Source organism: Ancalomicrobiaceae bacterium S20, assembly GCA_040269895.1.
Taxonomy (GTDB): Bacteria; Pseudomonadota; Alphaproteobacteria; order Rhizobiales; family Ancalomicrobiaceae; genus Methyloraptor; species Methyloraptor flagellatus.
This window is the reverse complement of sequence record CP158568.1, coordinates 3,354,073-3,372,077: the sequence shown is the minus strand read 5'-3', so window position 1 is coordinate 3,372,077 and position 18,005 is coordinate 3,354,073. Positions and strand designations below refer to the sequence as shown.

18 protein-coding genes and 1 tRNA gene are annotated in these 18,005 nt (G+C 67.9%); 4 read left to right on the top strand and 15 right to left on the bottom strand.

Features of this window, described 5'->3' with window-relative positions; translation table 11 throughout:
* Positions 1-8 precede the first annotated feature (8 nt).
* Complete coding sequence (locus ABS361_15310; GenBank protein XBY43450.1) at positions 9-653, bottom strand: pentapeptide repeat-containing protein; 645 nt, start codon at positions 651-653, stop codon at positions 9-11.
* 310 nt (positions 654-963) lie between these two features.
* On the bottom strand, positions 964-1,509 hold the full coding sequence (def, locus tag ABS361_15305) for a peptide deformylase (GenBank protein XBY43449.1): 546 nt from the start codon (positions 1,507-1,509) through the stop codon (positions 964-966).
* Positions 1,510-1,619: 110 nt separating this feature from the next.
* Between def and rmuC the strand changes: the two genes are divergently transcribed.
* Entirely contained in the window at positions 1,620-2,807 is a 1,188-nt protein-coding gene (gene rmuC / locus ABS361_15300; protein XBY43448.1) for a DNA recombination protein RmuC, read from the top strand.
* Positions 2,808-2,943: 136 nt separating this feature from the next.
* On the top strand, positions 2,944-3,891 hold the full coding sequence (locus ABS361_15295; protein XBY43447.1) for a glyoxylate/hydroxypyruvate reductase A: 948 nt from the start codon (positions 2,944-2,946) through the stop codon (positions 3,889-3,891).
* Between the two features lie 36 nt (positions 3,892-3,927).
* Here ABS361_15295 and ABS361_15290 read toward each other — a convergent pair whose 3' ends face one another.
* From ABS361_15290 to rpmH, 13 genes are all read right to left on the bottom strand, one after another.
* Positions 3,928-4,788, bottom strand: coding sequence for an NlpC/P60 family protein (locus ABS361_15290; GenBank protein ID XBY43446.1), 861 nt, complete (start codon positions 4,786-4,788; stop codon positions 3,928-3,930).
* Positions 4,789-4,821: 33 nt separating this feature from the next.
* Positions 4,822-5,412: a hypothetical protein gene (locus tag ABS361_15285; GenBank protein XBY43445.1), complete on the bottom strand. Its 591-nt coding sequence runs from the start codon at positions 5,410-5,412 to the stop codon at positions 4,822-4,824.
* A gap of 76 nt (positions 5,413-5,488) precedes the next feature.
* Positions 5,489-6,667, bottom strand: a complete 1,179-nt coding sequence (gene dapE, locus ABS361_15280) for a succinyl-diaminopimelate desuccinylase (GenBank protein ID XBY43444.1) — start codon at positions 6,665-6,667, stop codon at positions 5,489-5,491.
* Positions 6,668-6,754: 87 nt separating this feature from the next.
* The gene (gene dapD, locus ABS361_15275) at positions 6,755-7,606 is read right to left on the bottom strand and encodes a 2,3,4,5-tetrahydropyridine-2,6-dicarboxylate N-succinyltransferase (GenBank protein XBY43443.1); all 852 of its coding nucleotides are present in this window, start codon (positions 7,604-7,606) and stop codon (positions 6,755-6,757) included.
* A gap of 224 nt (positions 7,607-7,830) precedes the next feature.
* On the bottom strand, positions 7,831-8,316 hold the full coding sequence (gene bfr / locus ABS361_15270) for a bacterioferritin (GenBank protein XBY43442.1): 486 nt from the start codon (positions 8,314-8,316) through the stop codon (positions 7,831-7,833).
* Positions 8,317-8,550: 234 nt separating this feature from the next.
* The gene (locus ABS361_15265; GenBank protein ID XBY43441.1) at positions 8,551-8,823 is read right to left on the bottom strand and encodes a (2Fe-2S)-binding protein; all 273 of its coding nucleotides are present in this window, start codon (positions 8,821-8,823) and stop codon (positions 8,551-8,553) included.
* A gap of 348 nt (positions 8,824-9,171) precedes the next feature.
* Complete coding sequence (locus tag ABS361_15260; GenBank protein ID XBY43440.1) at positions 9,172-9,975, bottom strand: hypothetical protein; 804 nt, start codon at positions 9,973-9,975, stop codon at positions 9,172-9,174.
* A gap of 123 nt (positions 9,976-10,098) precedes the next feature.
* Positions 10,099-10,857, bottom strand: a complete 759-nt coding sequence (locus ABS361_15255) for a pyrimidine 5'-nucleotidase (GenBank protein ID XBY43439.1) — start codon at positions 10,855-10,857, stop codon at positions 10,099-10,101.
* Positions 10,858-10,999: 142 nt separating this feature from the next.
* Positions 11,000-11,902 (bottom strand): acetylglutamate kinase, encoded by a 903-nt coding sequence (gene argB / locus ABS361_15250; GenBank protein XBY43438.1) that lies wholly within the window; start codon positions 11,900-11,902, stop codon positions 11,000-11,002.
* Positions 11,903-12,055: 153 nt separating this feature from the next.
* Positions 12,056-12,838, bottom strand: coding sequence for a GTP-binding protein (locus ABS361_15245; protein ID XBY43437.1), 783 nt, complete (start codon positions 12,836-12,838; stop codon positions 12,056-12,058).
* Positions 12,839-12,941: 103 nt separating this feature from the next.
* Positions 12,942-14,759 (bottom strand): membrane protein insertase YidC, encoded by a 1,818-nt coding sequence (gene yidC / locus ABS361_15240; GenBank protein ID XBY43436.1) that lies wholly within the window; start codon positions 14,757-14,759, stop codon positions 12,942-12,944.
* A gap of 32 nt (positions 14,760-14,791) precedes the next feature.
* On the bottom strand, positions 14,792-15,424 hold the full coding sequence (gene rnpA / locus ABS361_15235) for a ribonuclease P protein component (protein XBY43435.1): 633 nt from the start codon (positions 15,422-15,424) through the stop codon (positions 14,792-14,794).
* 35 nt (positions 15,425-15,459) lie between these two features.
* Positions 15,460-15,594 (bottom strand): 50S ribosomal protein L34, encoded by a 135-nt coding sequence (gene rpmH / locus ABS361_15230; GenBank protein ID XBY43434.1) that lies wholly within the window; start codon positions 15,592-15,594, stop codon positions 15,460-15,462.
* Positions 15,595-16,126: 532 nt separating this feature from the next.
* On the opposite strand from rpmH, the gene ABS361_15225 reads away from it, so the two are divergent.
* On the top strand, positions 16,127-17,656 hold the full coding sequence (locus ABS361_15225; GenBank protein XBY43433.1) for a HAMP domain-containing sensor histidine kinase: 1,530 nt from the start codon (positions 16,127-16,129) through the stop codon (positions 17,654-17,656).
* Positions 17,657-17,846: 190 nt separating this feature from the next.
* Positions 17,847-17,923 (top strand) — tRNA-Arg (locus tag ABS361_15220).
* Positions 17,924-18,005: the final 82 nt, after the last annotated feature.

Sequence of the window (18,005 nt, the reverse complement as noted above, 5' to 3'; positions counted from 1 at the left end):
GGGCCATCTCAACCCGAGATCCGGTGCACCCACGGCTCGGCGTCACGCGGCTCGGCGCCGCGCAGGATCGTGCCGCGCCGGTTCATGATCATGCCGGCCGCGCGCGGCTGGAACCCGCGCGGGAACACGGTCTGGTCGTCGTAGATCGCGCCCTTGAGCCGCGTGTTCTGGAGCCGCGCACCGGTCAGGATCGCGCCCGACAGATCCGCGGTGCCGCCGAAGCGGCTCGGACCCAGATCGGCCTCGCGCAGATCGGCGCCGGAGAGATCCGCCTTGCGCAACACCGCACCCTGCATCTTGGCGCCGCGCAGGTTGGCGCGGACGAAGCGCGCGCGGGTGCAGTCGGCCGGGCCGCCGATATTGTCCGGCGACAGCGAAACGAGGTTCAGTTCCGCATCGGTGAAATCGGCCGCGGTGGCGCGCACGCCGCGCATGTCGGCGCGCGTCAGCACGGCGCCTCGCAGGATCGCCTGGTCGAGATCGGCCCAGTAGAGATCGGCCGCATGCAGCCGCGCGCCTTCCAGATCGATGCCCGCGAGGGCGAGACCGCTGACGAGGGCGGCCGCCGGCGCCATCCGCTGCGGCGCAAAGCAGACGACGAGCGTGTCGCCATAGCAGTCGCGGATTTCGATTTGCCGTGCTTCGCTGACCATCGGTCTACCCACCTGCGCGCCGTCGCGCGCCGCCGATCGGCGGCGCCCGTGGCGAGCACCCCTTCGCATGTCCTGGATTGGCCGCATCGAGCTCGGGGCCGGCGTCCCGCCGATCCCGTGATGCTGAGGGCAGAATGCCGGATGGATTTCGAACGGCGGATGAACGGCGCGTTCAACCCCGCGCGAAGAAAGGAGAATCGTCTGGCACGGAGGGCGCAGCCGAGCCGCCGTTGTGGTGTCCTGAAAATGAAAAAGGCGCCCCGTCGCCGGCGCGCCCTCGCAAGAATGTCGATGGTCGGAGCGTTCGCGCTCAGGCGCCCATGCGCGGCGCGCTAGGGACCGGCGGCGCGTCGCGCTTCGCCTGCTTGACGAACTTCTTCTGCACCCGCTCGCGCTTCAGCCGCGACAGGTGATCGATGAACAGCACACCGTTCAGATGGTCGATCTCGTGCTGCAGGCAGGTCGCGAGCAGGCCGTCGGCCTCGATCTCGCGCTGCACGCCGTCGCGGTCGAGATAGCGCACGCGCACCTTGGTCGGGCGCTCGACGTCCTCGTAATAGTCCGGGATCGACAGGCAGCCTTCCTGATAGGCCGAGACCTCCTCCGACGACCAGACGATCTCGGGATTGGCGAGGAACAGCGGTTCCTTCTTCGCCTCGTCCTTGGAGACATCGATCGTCACCACGCGCTTCGGCACGGCGACCTGGATCGCCGCGAGCCCGATGCCGGGCGCCGCGTACATGGTCTCCAGCATGTCGTCCATGAGCTTGCGGATCTGATCGTCCACGCGCTCGACCGGCTCGGAGACGAGCTTCAGTCGCGGATCGGGCAGGGTGATGATGTCGAGAATGGCCATGGCACGTCAGATAGGAGAGAAGCGGCCCGCGGTCAATTCGTAGCGACAGCCGGGGCATCGTCGGGGAACAAAAAGGGAAAATAAACCCCGAATCGGTCTACTGTCGAGCCATGAACGAGGTGCTGTTCCAGATCGGCGGATTGGCGGTCACCACACCCGTCGCGCTCGCCGGCGCGACCGGGATCGCGCTGCTCTATGCGCTGCTGCGTTTCGCGCGTAGCGCCGGCCGGCGCGAGGCGGCGGCGGAGGCGCGCGAACTGGAGATGCGCCTCGCCGATCTCAACCGGCTGCAGGCCGAGATGGCCGGGCGCATGCAGACCATGGCCGAGATCTTCGGCTCGCGGCAGTCCGATCTCGCCCGCGTGCTGTCCGATCGGCTAGACGGCCTGTCCGACCGGCTCGGCCATTCCATGGTCGAGACCACGCGCGCGACCGGCGAGAGCCTGAGCCGGCTGCACGAACGCATCGCCGTGATCGACCGCGCGCAGGCGACCATCGCCGAACTCGCCGGCCAGGTCGGCGAACTGCGCACCATCCTCTCCGACAAGCAGGCGCGCGGTGCCTTCGGCCAGGGGCGCATGGAGGCGATCGTCGCCGACGCGCTGCCGCCGAACGCCTATTCGTTCCAGGCGACGCTGAAGTCCGGGGTCCGGCCGGACTGCCTCGTCTTCCTGCCGAACGGCGCGGCGCCGATCGCCATCGACGCGAAGTTCCCGCTCGAGGGCTGGCTCGCCCTGAAGGAGGCCGTCGGCGAGGCCGAGGAGAAGCATGCCGGGCAGCTGTTCCGGCGCGACGTGATCCGCCACGTGCTCGACATTCGCGACAAATATCTCGTGGCCGGCGAGACGCAGGACACGGCCTTCATGTTCGTGCCCTCGGAGACGATCTTCGCCGATCTCAACGAGCGCTTCGCCGACATCGTGCAGAAGGCGCACCGCGCCCGCGTCGTGATCGTGTCGCCGGCCCTGCTCGTCTTGTCGATCCAGGTCGTGCAAGCGCTGTTGCGCGATCAGCGCATGCGCGAGCAGGCGCATGTGATCCAGGCCGAGGTCGGGTTGCTGCTCGACGACGTCGGCCGGCTCGCCGAGCGCGTCGCCAAGCTCGAGACGCATTTCTCCCAGACCACGAAAGACCTTGGCGAAATCGCCGTTTCCGCCGACAAGATCGTCAAGCGTGGCCGCCGCATCGAGACCGTCGATCTCGATCCGCCGGAGGCCGCGCGCGTGCCGGCGGAGCCCGGTCCCGAGGAGGCGGTCCTGCCGGCGCCGATCGGGAACTATCGCCGGGCAGGGGAATGATACCGGGCGGCATTTCAAAATGGCGCCCGGTATTCCGTACGCACATTTCTCATGCCTCTGGCGCGAATGAGAAATGTGCGTTTGATCGAGGGCCGGATGCGTCAGCATTCCGGCCATTGCTATGAGGGGCGAGCACGTGGCGAAGGGTAGGCTTCTGGTTTCGATCGCCGGCTGGGAGGCCGAGGGCTGGGTCGAGCGGTTCCGGGACATGGGCAAGGGCCGCGAGGTCGTCGACGCGCGCGAGCCCTACGATCCCGCCACGATCGACTATGCCGCGGTCTGGAAGCCGGCGCCCGGCTCGCTGGCCGGCCACCCGAAGCTGAAGGCGATCTTCAACCTCGGTGCCGGGGCCGATGCCGTGCTCGCCGATCCGGCGCTGCCCGACGTGCCGGTCGTCCGCGTCGTCGACCCGGATCTGACCGCGCGCATGACCGAATACGTGACGCTGAACGTGCTGATGCACCATCGCCGCGTCGCCATGTTCCGCGATTTCCAGGCCGGGAAGAGCTGGAAGAGCCCCTACCAGCACGCCGCCAAGGATCTGCGCGTCGGCATCATGGGCATGGGTGAACTGGGCAAGGACGCCGCCGAGGTGCTGATCCGGCTCGGCTTCCAGGTCGCCGGCTGGAGCCGCTCGGGCAAGCCGGTCGCCGGCGTCGAGATCTACGGCGCCGACGGCCTCGACGCCTTTCTCGGCCGCACCGACATCCTGGTCGTGCTGCTGCCGCTGACCCCCGACACGCGCGGCATCCTGAACCGCGACCTGTTCGGCCGGCTCGCCCGCGACGGCGTCAACGGCGCGCCGACGCTGATCAACGCCGGTCGCGGCGGCCTGCAGGTCGAGGCGGATATCCTCGCGGCGCTCGACGACGGTACGCTCGGCGCCGCCGCGCTCGACGTCTTCGAGGTCGAGCCGCTTCCCGCGACGAGCCCGCTCTGGTCGCACCCGCGCGTGACGATCACGCCACACAATGCCGCGGACTCCGATCCGCAGGCGACCGGCGCCTACATCCTGAACCAGATCGACGATTTCGAAGCCGGCCAGCCGCTGCGCAACGTCATCGATCGCGCGGTCGGCTACTGACCGCGCGACGATCGGGCTGGTGCGAAAGGGCGGCGGTCAGGCGATCCGCTTGACCGCCCGCAGCGCCGTGCCGGCCGCCTCGATGCGATCGAGCGCGGCGGCGGTCGGCTCGATGGCGACCGCCATCGTATGGGCGTTGGCGTGCAGCATCGTCGCCTCGTCGCGGACGAAGGCGACATGGCCGGGCCAGAACAGGAGATCGCCGCGGCGCCAGTCCTCCGGATCGAGGCCGACGGCCACGCCGAGCGCGGCCTCCTGCTGATCGCTGTCGCGCGGCGCGCCGATGCCGCAGGCCGCGAGCGCGGTCTGCACCAGGCCCGAGCAGTCGATGCCGAGGCTGGTCTTGCCGCCCCATAGATAGGGCACGCCGAGAAACCGCTCCGCGACCGCGACCGGATCCTCCGCGAGATCGTCGATCGCGCCGAGATGGGTCATCACGATCGCCGCGCCGGTATCGAGCACGCCGAAGCGCCGGCCGCGCTCCTCGATCTCGCGCTCGATCCGGACCTGCGTGCCGAAGCTCAGCCAGGCGAGCGGCGGTTCCTTGATCGACGGGCCGGGGTAGACGAAGGTTCTGAGCGCCGCCACCCGATGCGTGCGCTCTGGCCGAACGCCTTTGAGGATCGCCGAGACCGGCATGTAGCCGACATAGCCATCCTCGGCGAGCTGCACCCAGGCCCAGCCCTCCTCATCCTCGTCGTAGACCGTGATCGCCTCGCCGTGCAGCGCCTCGGTGTCGAGGCCGGCATCGGGGCGCGGCTGCCGGCGCAGCGGCGCCAGCCCTTCGATGACGCGCGCCGCCACGCCCTCGGCATAACGCGGCGCCGTCACGCGATCAGCGAGATGGGCGGCGGCGAGGTCCGGCCGGGCCGGCGTGACGCGGGGATCGAAGGGCATGCAACAGGTCTCCGGGCGACCGACAGCCGAGGATCAGATGCCGATCAGGCGCTCGACCACCGTGTTGACCAACAGCGTGAGCACGAAGTCCAGCATGACGAGTCCGATCGAGAAGCCGATCGGCGTCCCCGCCGCGATCCGCGTGACGACGAAACTGTAATAGAGATTGAACAGGAGCGCGAACAGCAGGTGGCCGCTCAGCGCCTTCATCGACAGGAGGTCGGCGAGGAAGAGCAGCGTCGGTACCAGATAGACCAGCGTGCCGATCGTCGACGTCCAGTTGCGCGCGACGATATAGGGCACGTAGCGCTCGGCGATGCCGAGCGGGCGGGCTAGCAGGGCGAGCACGGCCGGGAAGGCGAACCACATGACCAGATAGGCGATCGCCTGCATGACGATATAGAAGATGGTCGGAAATCCGCGCGGATCGGCGAATTTGGCGATCTCCATCTTGTATTCGCCGCCGATCGAGATCGCGAAGGGCACGAGCAGCAGCACGAACACCCAGAACGAGCGGAAGAAGCCTTCGATCGAGGTGTCGAAATAGGTCATGCCCCGGGGATCGCCCTTGAGGAGCTGCCAGGATCCGATCAATCCCGCACGGATCTCGCCGGGGGTGAACATCGACACCGTCCTCCCTGTGCCTCTGTGGCCTGTGCCTTCGAGGCATGTGCTTCCGTTGATCCGGACCGCGACCGTCTCAGCGCGCGAAATAGCGCGCGAGGAACGCCTCGTAGATCCGCGTCAGCGTCTCCAGATCGGCGACCGGAACGCGCTCGTCGACCTGATGCATGGTCTGGCCGACCAGACCGAACTCGACCACGGGGCAATAGTTCTTGATGAACCGTGCATCCGAGGTGCCGCCGGTCGTCGACAACGCCGGCCGGCGGCCGGTGACGGCCTCGATCGCCTCGGCGAGCGTGCCGACGAGCGCCGGGCTCTCGGTCAGGAACGAGTCGCTCGACACCGGCTCGAAGTCGAGCCGCCAGGTGATCGCATTGCCGGCGGCCGCGCCGGCGACTTGGGCGAGATGGGCCTCGAGCGCCGCACGCGTCCAGATGTCGTTGAAGCGGATGTTGAACCGCGCCTTCGCCTCCGCCGGGATGACGTTCCAGGCCGGATTGCCGACATCGACCGAGACGAATTCGAGGTTCGACGGGTCGAACCGCGCGTTGCCCCGGTCGAGCGGCTCGGCGGTGAACGCGCCGATCAGCGTCGCGAGCTTCGGGATCGGGTTGTCCGAGAGGTGCGGGTAGGCGACGTGGCCCTGCCGGCCGACGACGGTCAGCGTGCCCGACAGGCTGCCGCGCCGCCCGACCTTGATCATGTCGCCGATGGCGTTCGGGTTGGTCGGCTCGCCGACGATCGATGCATCGAAACGCTCGCCGCGCGCTTGCGCCCAGGCGAGCAGTTTCACGGTGCCATTGATCGACGGGCCTTCCTCGTCGCCGGTGATCAGGAACGAGATCGTGCCGGCCGGTTCGCCGTGCTGCTCCAGATGCCGGGCGACCGCGGCGACGAAGGCGGCGACGCCGCCCTTCATGTCGGCCGCGCCGCGCCCATAGAGGAGGCCCTGATCGATCGCACCCGCGAACGGCCCGTGCGTCCATTGCGCCGGATCGCCGGTCGGCACCACGTCGACATGGCCGCCGAAGGTGAAATGCGGCGCGCCGGTGCCGCGCTTGGCGAACAGATTGGCGACCTGCGGCGTGCCGTCGTCCTCGAACACGACCGTCTCGGTCGTGAAGCCGAGACCACGCAGGATCACCGCCAGCCGCTCGATGGCGGCATCGGCATCCGGGGTCACGGACGGGCAGGTCAGGAGGTCGCGGGCGACGGCGACCGGGTCGGTCGCGGGGCAAATCGAAGCGGAGGCCATGGACCGATGTAGCCTCGCCGTCCGAGCGCGGTCAATGCGTGTCGGCGGTGGTTCGGAGGGCGGCCGACGGCTGCCCTCCGCATGGGGTCAGTCGCGCAGCAGCTCGTTGATCGAGGTCTTCGAGCGGGTCTTCTCGTCGACGCGCTTGACGATGACCGCACAGTAGAGGTTCGGACCCGGTTCGCCGTTCGGCAGCGGCTTGCCCGGCATCGAGCCGGAGACGACCACCGAATACGGCGGCACGCGGCCGACGAACACTTCGCCGGTGTCGCGATCGATGATCTTGGTCGAGGCGCTGATGAACACGCCCATCGAGATCACCGAGCCCTCGCCGACGACGACGCCCTCGACGATCTCCGAACGGGCGCCGATGAAGCAGTTGTCCTCGATGATGGTCGGGCCGGCCTGCAGCGGCTCGAGCACGCCGCCGATGCCGACGCCGCCCGACAGGTGGACGTTCTTGCCGATCTGCGCACAGGAACCGACCGTGACCCAGGTGTCGACCATGGTACCCGTGTCGACATAGGCGCCGAGATTGACGAAGGACGGCATCAGGATCGCGCCCGGCGCGATATAGGCCGAGCGGCGGACGACGCAGTTCGGCACGGCGCGGAAGCCGGCCTTCTCGAAGTCGAGCGCGCCCCAGCCGTCGAACTTCGACGGCACCTTGTCCCACCAGGACGAGCCGCCCGGACCGCCGCCGATGAGGCCCATCGGGTTGAGGCGGAACGACAGCAGCACGGCCTTCTTGAGCCACTGGTTGACGGTCCAGCCCTCGGCGCCCTTCTCGGCGACGCGCACGGTGCCCTTGTCGAGCAGGTCGAGCGCGGTGTCGACCGCCTCGCGCACCTCGCCGCGGGTCGACGTGTCGATGTCGGCGCGCGCCTCGAAGGCGGCTTCGATCACACGGGCGAGGGCGGCGAGATCATGGGCGGGCATCGGCGTCTCCGGCTCTGTTGACCCCCACGGTATGTCGCGACATGGCGCGTCGGGGGCGGCGGGACCATACCGGCGCGGTGGGCCGAGTCAACGGTGCGGCCGAGCCGGGCACCTCGGCGTTCGCGGGGGAGCGCATCCCGCGAGTCGTCTTGGCGCGGGGTCCCCGTGAAAGCGAAACGGCGGCGCCCGAAGACGCCGCCGCGAAGCGGGAAGGACGAGGCGGATCAGTGGCCTTCGCCGAGCTCGCCGATGTGCTTCTGGATGTAGAGCTCGACGCCGATCGTCTTGATCAGGTCGCGCTGGGTCTCCAGGAAGTCGATGTGGCCTTCCTCGTCGGTCATCAGGGCGACGAACAGATCGCGCGACGGATAGTCACGGACGGTCTCGCAATAGGTCGCGGCTTCCTGGTAGAGCGCGCGGGCCTCGATCTCGGCGGCGAGATCCGACTCGATCACTTCCTTGATGTCCTCGCCGATGCGCAGCGGATCGAGCACCTGCAGGTTCGGAAGGCCCTCGAGGAACAGGATTCGCTCGATGAAGCGGTCGGCGTGGACCATCTCCTCGATCGACTCCTTCTTCCAGACCTTGGCGAGATCCAGGAAACCCCAATTGTCGAGCATCCGGTAGTGCAGCCAGTACTGGCTGACCGCGGTCAGCTCGCTCCGCAGTCCGCGATTGAGATATTCGAGGACCTTGGTGTCGCCCTTCATGTGTCTCTCTCCTTGAAAAGTAGTTCCGAGGTCTGCGCGAGCGAAATTCCGGATCACGACCCGGGAATTCCCGCTCGGGCATCAAAGGCAGCCAATTCCGTCGTCATGGGCGAACGGAACATTGTCACCTCATTGAACCCAGCAATGAATATGCCATGAATTTCGAAGGAATGAAGACGGGAGACTGAAATTGTTCGAAATAAAACTTCGCGAGGGCATGTCGGACTTGGATTGTCATTCCGCCGCAACGGCATAGGCCGCGGTCTCGATCTGCTCGAGCTCGGCCGCGACCTCGGCGATGGCATCGCCGACCGGGCAGCCATGGCAGGCCTGCGAGCACGCGCGCGCTGCGGCATCGATCAGCTTGCGGATCGTCGGGGCACACCGGCCGCACTGGGCCTTGCAGCCGAGACATCGATAGACGGATCCCGGCGATCTTGCGCCGCCATCGGCGAGCGCCGAGCGGACCTGTCGGTCGGTCAGGACGTTGCAGCTGCAGACGATCATGTGATGCTCCGATAGCAATGATGTAGGGGAGCAGATTTGCCGCGTCAATCAGTGTTGCAATCTATAGGCCAAGTTAAAAATAGGAATAATTCTAATCTGGAATGTTTTCAATGTCGGGGTCGTGACATTGCTGTCGGGAAAATGACGAAGACGATCGACTAAGTCTTGGCGATATTGTCGGCGTGAGCGTAACGGCGCAGACGTCCCCACCGGGCGCCTAGGTCGCCCGGGTCGGGCGGCCGCGCCCGGCCCCGACCGATCATGTGCGAACCATCAAAGACGAAGCCCGCCGGATCCATGACGGACCGGCGGGCTCGCGGTGTCGCGTTGGAAGAAGTCGAGGCCCCGTCAGTTGCCGCGCGCGGTTGCCAGAAGCGCCTCGGCTTCCTTGGCCAGTGCCGGGATCTGCGGCAGATCCTTGATTCTCTTCGTGATGCAGTCGGTGAACGCCGCGGTCTGCTTCTTCTGCGCGGCCACGCATTCCTTCGGCACCGGCAGCTTCGTTTTCGCGGTCGTCATCGCCAGCACGACGCGTCCGTCCTTGGCCGTCGCCACGACGATCGTCGACGGCATGGCCAGCACGATGTCCTGCGCAAAGACGCCGAGCGCCGCGCGCGTGACGGTGCCGTCGGGGCTCGTGACCGGCAAGGCGGCGAAGCTCGTGAAGCCCGCACCGCTCTGGAGCGTGAAGGTGTAGAGGTCGTCGGTGGCGAACAGCGTCTTGACCCCGCCCTTGGCCGCCTGCGCGAAGGCCTTCATGTCGCTCGCCCGACCCTTGGCCCAATCGAGCAGGATCTTCTCCGACGTAACGAAGAACGCGGTCTCGCCATCCTCGGAAGCGTAGCGCAGGCCATCGGCGTCGCCGGTCTCGATGTTGCCGTCGAGCAGCGTCGCCGGGTTGAACGCCGGTTCGGGCGCGACGCCCTTGAAGGTGTTCTTGCCGACGATCGAGACGAGTCGCGCCTGCAAATCGGCGATCGCGGGCTTCTCGACCTTCTCGAGCTCTTCGAGCGGCTTGTTGGCGGCTTCCGGCGTGTTGAGCTGCTTCACATAGGCCTTGCGGGCAGCGATGTAGTCCTCTTCCGGCGAGGCGGCGAACGCCGGCGCGGCGACGAGGAGGGCGGTGAGGGCGGCAAAGGCCGAGATCTTCATGACAGGCTCTGAAATTCGATGACGATTGAAGGCGCCCGCCGAACGCGGGCGCTGCCGAGAAGCATTATTCGGATGGCGATTTCAAGCCCATGACTGTGTCGGTCCGGTTTCGCGGCCGGCCGGTCACAGCGTCTCGATGCGATCGAGGAAGGCCGTCAGGTCGTCGGTCACGAATTCCACATGCGGCTGGCTGGCGCCGTCGAGCTCCCAGGCATCGCGGAATACCTCGCGCGTGCCCTGCGGCACGACCAGAACGGTGCGCATGCCGAGCGCGTGCGGCACGGCGAGGTTGCGCGCGAGATCCTCGAACATGGCGGCGCGGCCGCCGACGATCGCGTGCAGCGCCAGGAACTTGTCGTAGGAATCCCGGTGCGGCTTCGGCAGCAGGTCCATGGCGACGATGTCGAAGATGTCGTCGAAATGGTGCGTAATGCCGAGCCGCTCGGCGGTCTTCTCGGCATGCCGGCGCGTGCCGTTGGTCATGATGAACTTGCGCCCCGGCAGCCGCTCGATGGCGCGGCCGAGCGCCGGATCCGGGTCGATCGCCGAATGGTCGATGTCGTGGACATATTCGAGGAACGCGTCCGGCGAGACGCCGTGCTCGACCATCAGGCCGCGCAGCGAGGTGCCGTAGCGGTGATAGTAGTCCTTCTGAATCGTCTGGGCGACGTCGTGATCGAGCGACAACAGCTTCGCGACATAGTCGCGAATGCGCACGTCGATCTGGCCGAACAGGTTCGAATGGGCCGGGTACAGCGTGTTGTCGAGGTCGAACACCCAGGTGTCGACATGCGCGAACGGCGCGAGCGCGGCCGGGCTCTCCTCGCGGGAGACGGGTGGAGGCGGCACTTCGGCCGCGGATGACGGCGTGAACTCTGTCATCGCCGCACCATAGCACGATATCTGTTGAGGAATCATGATGGCGGCGCGGCGGAAACGCGGCGCCGCCTTTGGCCGTGCCCGGATCGGCAAGGTCGCGTTCCGTATCGGCCGCCGATCAGGCGCCCTGCAAGGGAATGTCGCCTCAGCGCGTGATCAGCGTGCCGGCACCGTGCTCGGTGAAGAGCTCGAGCAGCACCGCGTGCGGCACCTTGCCGTTGAGGATGACCACCGCCTCGACGCCGCGGTCGAGCGCTTCGAGGCAGGTCTCGACCTTCGGGATCATGCCGCCGGAAATGGTGCCGTCCTCGATCAGCCGCTGCGCCTCGGCGCGCGACAGCTCACGGATCAGCTGCTTGTCCTTGTCGAGCACGCCCGGCACGTCGGTGAGAAACAGGAGGCGCGTCGCGCCGAGCGCGCCGGCGATGGCGCCGGCGAAAGTGTCGGCGTTGACGTTGTAGGTCTCGCCGTCCTCGCCCGGGCAGACCGGCGCCAGCACCGGGATGATCTCGGACTTCTTGAGGACTTCGAGCACCTCGGTCCGGACGACCTTCGGATTGCCGACGAAGCCGAGGTCGACCTCGGTCTCGGTCTGGGTGGCGGGGTCGTAGATCTTGCGCTTCAGGCGCTCGACCGTGACCATGTTGCCGTCCTTGCCGGTCAGGCCGATCGCGCGGCCGCCGGCCTCGCCGATCGTCTGGACGATCTCCTTGTTGATCGAGCCCGCCAGCACCATCTCGACGACTTCGACGGTCTTCTTGTCGGTGATGCGCATGCCGCCGGCGAACTCCGACTTGATGTCGAGCTTGGCCAGCATGGCGTTGATCTGCGGTCCGCCGCCGTGGACGACCACCGGATTGAGGCCGGCGAGCTTCAGCAGCGTGATGTCCTCTGCGAAGGCCTTGCCCAGCGCTTCGTCGCCCATGGCATGGCCGCCGAACTTCACGACCACCGTCTTGTCGTCGTAGCGCAGCATGTAGGGCAGCGCCTTCGACAGGATTTCGGCCTCGGCGATCAGTTCGGCTTCGGACTTCACGGTCTCGGACATCGTGGAGGTCTCCTGGGCACGCGCGGGCGGCGCGGCATGCGGGCGGGCGAAAGCGCCGGTCTCTTATCGGACCGGACCGTCATGGGCAATCGGCGACGCGCCTTGGCGAGGTCGGCGCGGGAGGCGGTGCGCCGGCGCTGCCGGCGCGGGGGATCAGGCGGAGGCGCCCGGTCCCTCGGACGAGGGGAGGGGCGCCAGCCGGGTCGGCGCGACGCCGAGGGCGAGCGCGGCGATCTCCGTCCGGATCGTCTCGATACCCCAACCCTTTTCCGAAGATGTGACGATGATCTCCGGATGCGCCGCCGGCCGCTTGCGGATCGCCTCCGCCGTGGCCGCGACGAGGCGCGTCACGGGCAGCGAATCGATCTCCCGGCCGATCTTGTCGGCCTTGGTCAGGATCACCTGATAGGACACGGCCGCCTTGTCGAGCAGCTCGAGCACTTCCGTGTCGTTCTTCTTGATGCCGTGCCGGCTGTCGATCAGCAGATAGACGCGGCGCAGGTTCACCCGGCCGCGCAGGTAGTCGAACACCAGCCGCGTCCAGGCATCGACCTGGGTTTTCGGCGCGTCCGCGAAGCCGTAGCCGGGCATGTCGACCAGCGAGACGTCGGGGAGGTCGTCGGCGTCGCGCGGCGCGCCCGAGGTCATGCGCTCGGTCTTGCGGCTGCGCTCGTCGAGCGTCGCGGGGATGAAATAGTTGAGCTCCTGGGTCCGCCCCGGCGTGTTGGAGGTGCGGGCGAGGCCCTGCTGGCCGACCACGCCGTTGATCAGGCTCGATTTCCCCACGTTCGAACGCCCGGCGAAGGCGACCTCGACGCCTTCCGGTGGCGGCAGTTGCGCGAGCCGGGCGACGCCGGTGCGGAAGCTCCACGGCCGCGCGAACAGGAGCCGCGCGGCTTCCAGCGCAGCCTGATCGTTCGCGTTCTCTTCGCTCATCACCGTCTCCCGTCGTTCCAGCGCCGCGCGCGGGCCCTGAACGGCGACGGCGGCGCGAGCCGTCCGCTCCGCGCCGCCGCCGCCAGAGGTCTCGCCGCTCGGATCAGCCGCTCGCCTTGGCGCCGCCGAACATGCCCTTGATGTTGTCCCAGAGTTCGATCTTCACGCCGTTCTTGCGCATGATGATGCCCTGCTGGAGGATCGACAGCGAGTTGTTCCAGGCCCAGTAGATCACCAGACCGGCCGGCATGTTGGCCAGCATGAAGGTGAACAGCACCGGCATCCAGTCGAACATGATCTTCTGGGTCGGATCCGGCGGGGTCGGGTTCATCTTCATCTGGACGAACATCGTGACGCCCATGATCAGCGGCCACACGCCGATCATCAGCATCGCCGGCGGCTGCCACGGGATCAGGCCGAACAGGTTGAACAGCGAGGTCGGGTCGTGCGACGCGAGGTCGTGGATCCAGCCGTAGAACGGCGCCTGCCGCATCTCGATGGTGATGAACAGCACCTTGTAGAGCGAGAAGAACACCGGGATCTGCAGCAGGATCGGCACGCAACCCGCCAGCGGATTGATCTTCTCGCGCCGGTAGAGCTCCATCATCGCCTGCTGCTGCTTGGCGCGATCCTCCTTGAAGCGCTCCTGGAGCTCCTTCATCTCCGGCTGGATCTTCTTCATCTTGCTCATCGAGTCGTAGGACTTGTTGGCGAGCGGGAAGAAGAGCGCCTTGACGATGACGGTCACCGCCAGGATGGCGAGGCCGAAGTTGCCGAGCAGGTGGTTCAGCCAGTCGATCAGGAAGAACAGCGGCTTGGTGATGAAATAGAACCAGCCCCAGTCGATCACGCGATCGAACTTGTTGATGTTGAGCGCGGCCGCGTAGCCGTCGACGGTCGCGACCTCCTTGGCGCCGGCGAACAGGCGCGTGGTCTGCGAGACGGTGCCGCCGGCGGCGAGCGGGGCGCCGTCGCCGAGCATGAAGGTCTGGTAGGTCTCGGTCGAGCCGACCGGGGTCGAGGCGAAGCGCGGCTGCACGGGCTTGGCCGCATCCGGGATCAGCGCGGTCGCCCAGTACTTGTCGACGAAGCCGATCCAGGCGCCGGAGGTCTTCGGCGGCTCGATCTTGATCTTGTCCTTGAGGTCCTTGTACGACGGCTCCTGCAGGCCCTCGTCGCCGAACACGCCGATCGGCCCCTCGTGCAGGATATAGTAGCCCGAGGTGTGCGGCGTGCCGTGGCGCGACACGACCGAATAGGGATAGAGCGTCGTCTGCCGGCCGGCCGCCGACGTGACCTCGTCCTTGATCGTGAACATGTACTTCGCGTCGACCGCGAAGGTGCGCTTGAAGACGTATCCCTCGCCATTGTCGAAGGCGATCGTGACCGGGTTCGACGGCGACAGCGCGCCGGTGCCTTCCTGGGTCCAGACCGTATCCTGGCCCGGCACCTTGACCGGCGTGCCGGCGTCCGACACCCAGCCGAACTCGGCGAAATAGGCGTCCGCCGCACCGGCCGGCGACAGGAGCACGATGTTCGGGCTCGAGCGGTCGACGGTCTCGCGATAGCCCTTGAGCTTCAGGTCGTCGATGCGGCCGCCGGCGAGATTGATCGAGCCGGCGAGCGCCGGCGTGTCGATGGCGAGGCGCGGCGAGCGGGCGATGGCGGCCTCGCGCGACACGGGCGCGCCCGGAAGCGCGGTCGTCGGCGTGCCCGGCGTGCCGGGGGCGGTCGGAGCCGGCGCCTGACCGGCGCTCGGCGCGCCCGGCGGCGTCGGCTGGGTCGCCTGGACCTGGGCCTGTTCGGCGAGACGGCGCAGCCGCTCCGCCTCCAGCCGCGGCCCGGCGACGAAGTACTGCCACCCCAGGAGCACGGCGATCGAGAGGGCGATCGCGACGATGTAGTTCTTGTTTGCGAACATTCGGATCCGTCCGAGGGTGATGCCACCCGCCTCTAGAGCAAGGCCCGACCGGGGCGAGGAACACCGATCGGAAACAGGCCTGCGTCACAGCATGAAGGGAGCGGAATCCGATCGGATCGGATGCCGCTCCGGCGGTCGGCGGCCGGTCCATGCGTTGTGCATGCCTCCGACCGTCCAGACCACGCATTCGACGAGCCAATGGCGCGATCGAAGCGGACGGGCCCCGTCCGCTTCGACCGAGCCACTAGGAATTTTGCCCGGCCGTACCCGCCGGATCCGAACCGGCCGTGCCCTCGATGCCCGGCGCGCGCGCCGGCTCGCGCCTCGGCCTTGCGGCGCTGCTTGCGCGCCTGCCGGATCGCGCTCGCGAAATCCTCGACGAGCGCCGCGAACGGCAGCGACAGCGCCTCGCGGCGGCCGACCAGCACATAGTCCGTTCCGGGATCGGCGAGCGCCATTCCGTGGAGACGGACCACTTCCCGCAACCGGCGACGGATGCGGTTGCGCTCGACGGCGTTGCCGACCTTCTTGGTCACGGTAAAACCGGCCCGGGGCGGGGTATCCGCCTCGGACCGGCCGAGAGCCTGGAGAACGAACGCGCGCCGAGCCGACCGCGACCCGCGGGCCACGGCCAGGAACTCGGCGCGTTTGGTCAGGCGTTCCATCGCGGACGCGGACTCGGTGAGAGCCGCGCCGGCGATCACGCCGAAAGGCGCTTGCGGCCGCGAGCGCGGCGGCGGGCGAGAACCAGGCGACCGCCCACGGTCGCCATGCGGGCGCGGAACCCGTGGCGGCGCTTGCGGACGAGCTTGGACGGCTGATAGGTACGCTTCATGGCTTCACGAAGCCGCCCCGAGAGCGGCCTCCTCGTCTGGAGTGGTCGAAGTGATCTCTCTGGGGAGGGATCTCTCGTAGGGATCTCGCTGGGATCCTCCCGCCGTCCGGCCTGCCGCGATCCAGGGCAAGGACCCGGGTGATCGCGCGGCCCGAACGATCGCTCCGAGCATGCGAAACCGCACGCCCGGAAGGAGACCCGTCCCGGTCGCGGCGCTTATAGGGGGAGCCCGTCGCGAAGTCAACGCAAACGCCGCCCCCGAGCCGCGACGTCGGCATCGCGCTGCACCCGCGGACCGACCGGCAAGCAGCCGTTGCGTCCTTCCCCTTGGCAGACCCGCCGGGCGGCCTATCTGAGCAAAGTCCTGCCGATCGTCTCGCGATCGGGTTTCGACTCATTTGCGCCACGCGCGGTGTTATCCTGCGCGCCGGTTTGACGTACCCCCGCGTCGCGGCTCATCATTCTCTTCGAGCGCCGACCGTCTCCTGACGGGCAGGCGCTGCGGAGAAGACCGGCTTCGAGGAGCCAACCGATGCCAGACGGTCGCCTCGCGACCTCGGAGACCCTCGATCCTGCGCGTGCCGCCGCACCGCCGGGCCGCGCCGACGCGTCGCGCAGCGCCGGGGCGGCCGCGGGTCGCCGACGCTCGCTCGGGCTCTCCTCGAAGCTGCTGCTGCTGACGGTGCTGTTCGTGCTGATCGCGGAGGTGCTGGTCTACGTTCCCTCGATCGCGAACTTCCGCAACAACCGGCTCTCCGAGCGCATCCGCTCGGCCGAGCTGATCGCGATCGCGCTGTCCGATTCCGCCGATGTGCCGCGCGTGCTGCAGGACCGGCTGCTCGGCAACATGGGGGCGATGACGATCGCGGTCCATGCCGGCGCCATGCGCCGGCTGGTTGCCATGAGCGAGATGCCGCCGCCGGTCGACCGGACCTCCGATCTGGCGCAGCGCGACGCCTGGACCTCGATCGTCGAGGCTTTCGATGCGCTGTTCGCCTCCGACGGCCGGGTGTTGCGCATTCTGGGCGCCCCCGACGACGGCGGCGAGGTGATCGAGGCCGTCGTCTCCGAGACGCCGATCCGCGCGGCGATGCTGCGCTATTCGCGCAATGTCGTCGGCCTGTCGCTGTTCATCTCGGTGATCACCGCTGCGGCGCTCTATTTCACCCTGCGCAACCTGTTCCTGGCGCCGCTCGCCCGGCTGACTGGCGCAATGGTCGATTTCAGCGCCAATCCCGAAGACCCCTCGCGCATCATCGTGCCGCGCCAGCGCGACGACGAGATCGGCGTCGCCGAGCAACGTCTGTCGGCGATGCAGCGCGAACTCGCCGAGACGCTCGGCCAGAAGAAACATCTCGCCGATCTCGGCCTCGCTGTCTCCAAGATCAATCACGACCTGCGCAACATGCTCGCCTCGGCACAGTTGATCACCGACCGGCTGTCGGCGGTGCCGGACACCAGCGTCCAGCGCTTCGTGCCGAAGCTGATGGCGACGCTCGACCGGGCGATCGGCTACAGCCAGGCGGTGATGAACTACGGCAAGGCCGGCGAGGCGCCGCCCGAGCGGCGTCTGGTTGCGGTGCGCCGCGTGGTCGACGATGTCGCCGAAGTGCTCGGTCTGACGAATCACGCCACCGTCGAGTTCGAGATCGCCGTCGCGGCGGATCTGGAGATCGACGCCGATCCGGATCAGCTGTTCCGCGTGCTGATGAACATCTGCCGCAACGCCGCGCAGGCGCTCGAGGGCGACACCAATCCGGCGGTCGTGCGCCGCATCGCGGTCAGTGCCGCGCGCAGCGGCACGGTGGTGACGCTGCGCGTCGCCGACACCGGTCCGGGCGTGCCGCCGAGGGCGCGCGAAAACCTGTTCCGGCCGTTCCAGGGCGGTGTCCGCCGCGGCGGCAACGGCCTCGGCCTGGCGATCTGCGCCGAGCTGGTCCGGGCCCATGGCGGCACGATCGAGCTCATGGATGCGGGGCCGGGCGCGACCTTCGAGATCCAGATTCCCGACCGCGTGATCGATCTCGCCCGCGTGCCCCGCCGGGGCAACGGCCGGGCCTGATCGGGCCGCACGCTGGGCCTCGATATCCCCAGGTGCGGCAGGACGAAATCCCGCGCGGCGCCGCGGATCTTTTGCCGTCTTCCGTTCCGACTATCCACAAATGCATCGGAACCGGCTTGCATCGCGGAACGAATGTCGCTAGTTAGACCGCCATCCGACGCGGCCGGCCAGTCCGGCCCGTCTTCGGCAGGCGCCCGTAGCTCAGCTGGATAGAGCACCAGACTACGAATCTGGGGGTCAGAGGTTCGAATCCTTTCGGGCGCGCCATTCCTTTTCCATCGCTGTTGAGACCGTTCGTCAGGCCGTCGGCTTGGTGCTGTCTGACCGTTCCGACTGCGTCTTCGGCCGT